Here is a 7,035-nt window from a genome sequence, read left to right on the forward strand (position 1 = left end):
CCCATCCGGATCCAAACGAGCCGGAAGCATCGTTACCCGCACATCAGAAGCGGGTCGATATACCGAAGTTGAATTCCTGCACGTCGTCGGTCTTTTCCTTCTTGACCGGGATCGCATAGTCGATGCGGATCGGACCGAAGGGCGATGCCCACATCAGGCCGACACCGACAGAAGCGCGCCATTCCATTCCGGTTGTCGACTGATCGACGAGGCCACTTGCAATCTTGCTGCCGTAGAGCGTTGCCGCATCGGCAAACACTGCCCCGCGGAGGCCGAAGCTTTCCGGGATAACCGGCAGCGGGAACTGGGCTTCGGCCGAGGCGTTGAAATAAGTGGTTCCGCCGAGATGGTCGTTGCGGTTGTCCAAGGCAACCGGACCGATGCCACCATATTCGAAGCCGCGGATCATACGGTCGCTGCTCTGGAAATGGTCGAAGACACGTAGATCGCCGCCGCCATATCCCTGGACATGGCCGGCGCCGCCGGAAATGAGGCCTACCAGATCCAATTGTTCGGACAACGTCTGATAGATGCTGCCGCGCGCCGTGACCTTGATGAACTTGGCGTCGCCGCCGACGCCGGCCACTTCGGTGTTGACATTGGCATAAAGCCCGTCATGCGGGTTCTTCATGTCGTCGATGGTGTTGTAGATCAGGCCGAGGCTGACCGACGACTTGAGCCATGGGCTCTCGTTAACTCCGTTTTGGATCGCCTGGGAGACGTTGCAACCGGCCATTGGGTCGCAGTCTTCGTCGAACTCGTACTTCTCTTGCGCGATATTGTACGCGAGCTGCGTCGTGATGTTGTCGGTGATCGGCAGACCGAAACGCACTGTCGCGCCCGTCGTATCGCTGTCGTAATGGTCGTAGTTTCGGCTCTGCTTGTAGATGTCGAAGCCGGCCGCGATGCGCCGCCCAAGGAAATAAGGTTCGGTGAAAGAGAAGCTGTAGTCGCGCGAGTTCTTGCCGCCGCCCGCCGCCACCTTGATGAATTGGCCGCGACCGAGGAAATTGCGCTCACTGATAGAACCTTCGACGGACGGACCTGACGTTTCGCCACCAGTCGAATAGCCGGCACCGATCGAGAATTCACCGGTCGACTTCTCGACTACGTCGACCACCAACACGACCTGGTCCGGCTCAGAGCCCGGAACGGTGGAAATCTCGACTTTCTCAAAATAATCGAGCGCTTCCAGCCGCCTCTTCGCGCGCTGGATGAGAACCTGGTTGAACGCATCGCCTTCGCTGACATCGAATTCGCGGCGAATGACGTAGTCGCGCGTTCGATCGTTTCCGCGGATCTCGATGCGCTCGATATAGGCCTTGGTGCCCTGGTCGATTGTATACACAACCGAGATCGTGTGGTTTTCGAAGTTGCGATCGCCGCGCGGCGTCACCTGGGCGAAGGCATAGCCCGAACCGGCGACTTTCTCGGTCAGCGCGATGATCGTGTCCTCGACGTCCTTGGCGTTATAGACATCGCCCTTGTGGGTCTGGACTACCGATTCAAGCGACTTGCTGTCGACCTCGGGGATTGTGCTTTCGACACTGACATCGCCGAACGTATAACGCTCGCCCTCCTGCACCGTGATGGTGACGGTGTATTTGTTGGTGGTGTCGTCGAGTTCGCCGACAGCCGAGACGACCTGGAAGTCGGCATAGCCGTGATTGTAATAGAAGCGGCGCAACAGCTCTTGGTCGGCCCGCAGCTTGTCCTCGTCATAGACGTCGTCGCGCAGCACGAAGGAAAGGAAGGACGAGCGCTTGGTGGAGATGATGTCCGACAGACGGCGGCTCGAATAGGCGCTGTTGCCGACGAAATTGATCGCTGCGATCTGGGTGCGGCCGCCTTCGTTGATGTTGAAGACCACGTTCACGCGGTTGTCGCCGAGATCCATGATCTGGGTGGTCACGGCGGCGTCGTCGCGGCCGATACGCCTGTAAGCGGCCTTGACCGCCTCAACGTCGGTGTCGAGTTGCTGTTGCGAGAAGGTGCTGCGCGGCTTCAATTGCACCGCAGCTTCAAGCGCGTTGTCCTTGAGCTTCTTGTTGCCCTGGAACAGCACCTGGTTGACGACCTGGTATTCGGAAACCTTGATGACCAGCGTCGATCCGACTTGGTTGATCTGCACGTCCGAAAACAGCCCGGTGCCGAACAGCGCCTTGACCGCATCGTCGATGTCGGAGCTGGAAAACGCCTTGCCCGGCTTGATCGTCACGTAATTGCGGATGGTGTCCGCGTCGACACGCTGATTGCCGGTGACTTCGACTCTGGAGACGACAGCCGCCTCGGCGGCCGATGTGGCAACGAACTGCACTGCGAGCGCGCCTGGTACAACCAGAGCGGCGGACATAGCCACCGCGGACGCGGCGCTCAGAAACTTGGATGCTGCCTTCATCGGGCTTTTGTACCTTTTCTCGAAGTCCCCACGGCGAGAAAACCGGACGTGCGGTAATTCCCCTACCGTATTAACCGGATTTTCCCTACACGCAAGGCTTCTGGTTAATTTGTATTTACTTAACCCTGTGGCGTGGCTTTCGCGTCACGCATATCCCCACGCATGGTAAACGGCGTCTCAACATTGCTCGTGCCGAAGCCAAATTCCTTCATGATTTCAGCACCCAAACAGATCGTTCCAGAAAACAAAGCCCATGAAGCCGAGCACCAATATGAGGCCGCTTCGGTAAGCCATTTCCATCATCCGTTCGGACACCGGCCGCCGGATGACAGCCTCCACGCCGTAGAACAGAAGATGCCCTCCGTCGAGGGGGGGAATCGGCAAAAGGTTGAGAATCCCGATCCCGACTGACAGGAATGCAACAAGCTGTACGAGCCATTCAAAGCCGAGCTTTGCCGCCTGACCCGACATCTTGGCGATCTTGATAGGGCCGCCCAGCTGGCACTTGTCCTCGCGACCGACAACGAAACGTTGCAGGAACTGGCCGGTGCGCTGAATGACGTGTCCGGTTTCCTGGACCGCTGCCCCGACCGCCCCGGCCGGACTGTAGGTGATCAGCCGTGGCTGGCCGAGTTCCTTGTTGTTGACGACGCCGATCACGGCCACCTGGACCTTGTTGCCCAGTGCGTCCTGTTGTTCCATCAAGCGCGGCGTCGCCGTGACGGTGATTTCCTTGCCGCCGCGTAGCATGACGAAGGTGATGCTGTCGCCGGCACGGCCGGAGACCAGACGCTGGACGTCGGCAAAGGTCTCGACCTTGCTGCCGTCGACGCTGACGAATCGGTCGCCGGGCATGATGCCGGCCGCCGCCGCCGGACTGCCGACGGTAACCTCAGCCACCATCGGCTCCAGCACGGGACGGCCATGGACAGAAAAAAGCACGGAAAAGACAGCGATCGTCAGCAGGAAGTTGAACAGCGGCCCCGCCACCACTGTCGCCGCGCGCTTCCAGATCGGCTGCGTGTGGAAGGCGACCTTGCGTTCTTCGTCGCTCAGCGCCTCGATCTCCTCCGAGCTGGGCTGGCTCGACGTCGCGTTCATGTCGCCGACGAACTTGACGTAGCCGCCGAGCGGTATGGCGCAAAGCTTCCAGCGCGTGCCGCGGCTGTCGTTGAAGCCGATGATTTCAGGACCAAAACCGATCGAAAAGGCCTTTGCGCCGATACCGCACCAGCGGCCGACGAGGTAGTGGCCCATTTCGTGGACGAAAACGACCACGGTCAGCACGAACAGGAAAGGCACCAGCGTGCCGAGGACAAAGCCCTCTGTGCTGAAAACCGCGTGAAGAATCTCGTTCAATTCATGCCCTCAAATTCATCCACGGCGCAGGTCACGCTGCGACTGTGACATCAATCCAGGCGAATCCATGGCGCAACCCGCGCCAGCCCGCCGTCGGATGCCGCTCAAACCGGGAACAGTCCCTGTGCGGGATGGTCGGCGGTCGCGGAAATCCAGCCGATGACGTATAGGGCGAAAGCCGCCGCGACAAGCCCGTCGACCCGATCCATGATGCCGCCATGGCCGGGTATTAGCGCGCCGGAGTCCTTACGGCCGTGGCGTCGCTTGATCCATGATTCGAACAGGTCGCCGGCTTGCGCGACGATCGAAAGCACCAGTGCGATCACGCCAAGCACGACAACGTTGCCCGTTCCGGCTACGGCGGCCAGAAGCAGCCCGGCCACCACGCCGCCGATCGCCCCGCCGAGCGCCCCGCTCCGCGTCTTGCCCGGCGAGATCGACGGCGCCAGCCTTGGACCACCGACGGAGCGGCCGACGAAATATGCAAAAATATCGGTCGCCCAAACCACGGCGAACAGAAAGAGGATGGCCAGCAGCCCGGAACGGTCGCCGTCGCGCAAGAAGGCCAGCGACAGGCCGGAAACCGCCGCATAGGCAAGGCCGGATGCTTCCCACGGTCCTGCCTTGCGCATCGACGCCGCGATGGCAGCGACAGCAACCAGAGCCGCGACGAGCGGCAGCAGCAAAGACGCAGGCAGGCCGGCGATGAGGGCACCGATAAAGACCACGATCAGCGCCTCGGGCAGAAAGCGGAAACCTGCCGTAGCATTAGCACCTGCCGGCGCAACGGGGCGGCTCATCCGCGTCCACTCGTAGAAGATCACCGCCGCCATGGCAGCGCAAAGCAACCGGAAGGGCAGTCCGCCAAGCCAGGTCAGGCCGAGCGTAACGATGGCAAGCACGACGGCCGAAATGACGCGGAGCTGAAGGTTGCTCATCCCTCAGCCCGAGGCGACGTCTTGGGCGGCAAGTCCGCCGAAGCGGCGCTCGCGGCCGGCGAAATCGCGCAGTGCATCGGACAGGTGCTCGCGACTGAAGTCGGGCCAGTAGCAAGGCAAAAAAACAAGTTCGCTGTAGGCGGCCTGCCATAACAGGAAATTCGACAGCCGAAGCTCGCCGCTGGTGCGGATAACCAGTTCCGGGTCCGGAATGCCCTCTGTATCGAGCGAGTTGGCGAAGGACTCTGCCGTGATCGCTTCGCTGTCGATCTCGCCACGCGCCACCGCCGCGGCGAGCTTGCGCGCTGTGCGGACGATCTCGTCGCGCCCGCCATAATTGAAGGCGATGACCAGCGTCAGCGCCTCGTTGCGGAGAGTGAGCGTTTCGGCTTCCTCGAGCAGGCCTCTTATGTCGGGCTGCAGCCCTGCCCTGTCACCGATGACCCTGATTCGGACGCCGCTCTGGTGCAACTCGGCGAGATCGCGTCGGATGAAAAGCTTCAGCAGGCCCATGAGGTCGCTGACTTCGGATTTCGGCCGTGACCAGTTTTCCGACGAGAAAGCGTAGACGGTCAGGAAGGAGATGCCCAGGTTAGGGGCGGCGCGCACCGTCTTGCGCAGCGCTTCGACGCCGGCGCGGTGACCGGCGAGCCGCGGCAAGCCGCGCGCCTTGGCCCAGCGTCCGTTTCCGTCCATGATGATCGCGACATGCGCGGGCGTTGCCATGTTCTCGCTTCCGGGCCAGCCGTGGCCAGACCCTAGACCTGCATGATTTCCGCTTCCTTGTCGGAAAGCAGGTGGTCGATGGTGCTGATTGTCTCGTCGGTTAGTTTCTGAACCTGGTCGGCCCGTTTGCGGTGGTCGTCCTCGCTGATGTCGCCGTCCTTTTCCGCCTTTTTCAGAAAGTCCATGCCGTCCCGGCGAACGTGACGCACAGCGACGCGGGCATTCTCGGCATAGCCGTGCGAGATCTTGACAAGCTCCTTGCGGCGCTGCTCGTTGAGTTCAGGCAACGGGATCCTGAGATTGGTGCCGTCTACGATTGGATTGAAGCCGAGATTGGATTCACGGATGGCGCGGTCGACGGCACTGACCATCGACTTGTCCCAGACCGAAACCGAGATCATGCGCGGCTCCGGCACCGACACGGTTGCCACCTGGTTGATCGGCATGGCGGTGCCGTAGGCCTGCACCTGGATGGCGTCGAGCAGGCTGCTCGAGGCGCGGCCGGTGCGCAGCGAAGCCAGATCATGCTTGAACGCGGCGATCGCCCCGTCCATGCGCCGTTTGAGATCGTCGTATTCGCCACTCATCATCGTCTCCTCGACCCGTTTAGCCCGGGTTCACTGCCTTGAGGGTAAAACCCTGTTCGAGCCTCAATCCGCGAACTGGTCCCTCTTTCGGGTTCACGGTCCGGATTAATCGTCGGCGACAACCGTGCAACGGCCGCCGCCACGCAGGATATCACCGAAACCACCCTTCTCGTGGATCGAATAGACGATTATCGGAATGTTGTTTTCGCGCGCAAGTGCAATCGCCGCGGTATCCATGATCGAAAGCCCGCGTTTTATGACGTCGCTATGGCTGATGCGCTCGAAGCGTGTCGCGTTCGGGTCCTTCTTGGGATCAGCCGAATAGACGCCATCGACCTGAGTGCCCTTGAACAAAGCATCGGCGCCGATCTCGGCGGCGCGAAGGGCTGCAGCCGAATCGGTAGTGAAAAACGGATTGCCGGTGCCACCGGCGAAGATGACGACCTTGCCCTGGTTCATGTAGGCGGTTGCCTGACGCTGCGAAAAACTTTCGCACAGCTCGGGCATGGCGATCGCCGACAACACCACGGCGTCGACGCCGATCTTGTTGAGCGAGGTGCGTAGCGCCAGCGAATTGATGACCGTGGCAAGCATGCCCATATGGTCGCCGGTGACGCGGTCTCCGCCTTTTGATGCAACCGCGACGCCGCGAAAGATGTTGCCGCCGCCGATGACGACACCGACCTCGATGCCCAGTGCGCGGGCCTCGGCAATGTCGGCGGCGATGCGGTCGACCACCGATACGTCGATGCCGAAATGCTGTTCGCCCATCAACGCTTCGCCCGACGCTTTCAGCAAGACACGTCGGTAGAGGGGCTTCACCGTCATCTGGTCCTCGTCATCATGCGTGTGACGCGCTTCGGTGGCGCCCCGAAACACTGGGCGTTCCGATACACGAAGGGCGCCGCCCAGTAACCCCGCGCCCCCGCCGGCAAATTTTAAAAGGGGGAAGGGGTTACCGCGGTCTAATATAAACAAAAAACGCAGACGAACAACAAGAAGGTGTTTATATAGGGGGTGGGCGGAT

6 protein-coding genes are annotated in these 7,035 nt (G+C 61.1%); all 6 read right to left on the bottom strand.

Annotation, left to right across the window (positions count from 1 at the left end; translation table 11 throughout):
* Positions 1-43: 43 nt before the first annotated feature.
* On the bottom strand, positions 44-2,398 hold the full coding sequence (gene bamA / locus NKH71_RS25930; RefSeq protein WP_352482671.1) for an outer membrane protein assembly factor BamA: 2,355 nt from the start codon (positions 2,396-2,398) through the stop codon (positions 44-46).
* Between the two features lie 216 nt (positions 2,399-2,614).
* Positions 2,615-3,757, bottom strand: a complete 1,143-nt coding sequence (gene rseP / locus NKH71_RS25935; RefSeq protein ID WP_352482672.1) for an RIP metalloprotease RseP — start codon at positions 3,755-3,757, stop codon at positions 2,615-2,617.
* A gap of 104 nt (positions 3,758-3,861) precedes the next feature.
* Positions 3,862-4,695 (bottom strand): phosphatidate cytidylyltransferase, encoded by an 834-nt coding sequence (locus NKH71_RS25940; RefSeq protein WP_352790148.1) that lies wholly within the window; start codon positions 4,693-4,695, stop codon positions 3,862-3,864.
* Between the two features lie 3 nt (positions 4,696-4,698).
* Complete coding sequence (locus NKH71_RS25945; protein ID WP_023717727.1) at positions 4,699-5,421, bottom strand: isoprenyl transferase; 723 nt, start codon at positions 5,419-5,421, stop codon at positions 4,699-4,701.
* Positions 5,422-5,453: 32 nt separating this feature from the next.
* Positions 5,454-6,008 carry a ribosome recycling factor gene (gene frr, locus NKH71_RS25950; RefSeq protein WP_084642476.1) on the bottom strand — a complete coding sequence of 185 codons (555 nt, stop codon included), beginning with the start codon at positions 6,006-6,008 and terminating at the stop codon, positions 5,454-5,456.
* A 105-nt stretch (positions 6,009-6,113) separates the two neighbouring features.
* The gene (gene pyrH / locus NKH71_RS25955) at positions 6,114-6,836 is read right to left on the bottom strand and encodes a UMP kinase (protein ID WP_023717729.1); all 723 of its coding nucleotides are present in this window, start codon (positions 6,834-6,836) and stop codon (positions 6,114-6,116) included.
* Positions 6,837-7,035 lie beyond the last annotated feature (199 nt).

This window comes from Mesorhizobium sp. M0983 (genome assembly GCF_040318975.1).
In the GTDB taxonomy this organism is placed as follows: domain Bacteria; phylum Pseudomonadota; class Alphaproteobacteria; order Rhizobiales; family Rhizobiaceae; genus Mesorhizobium.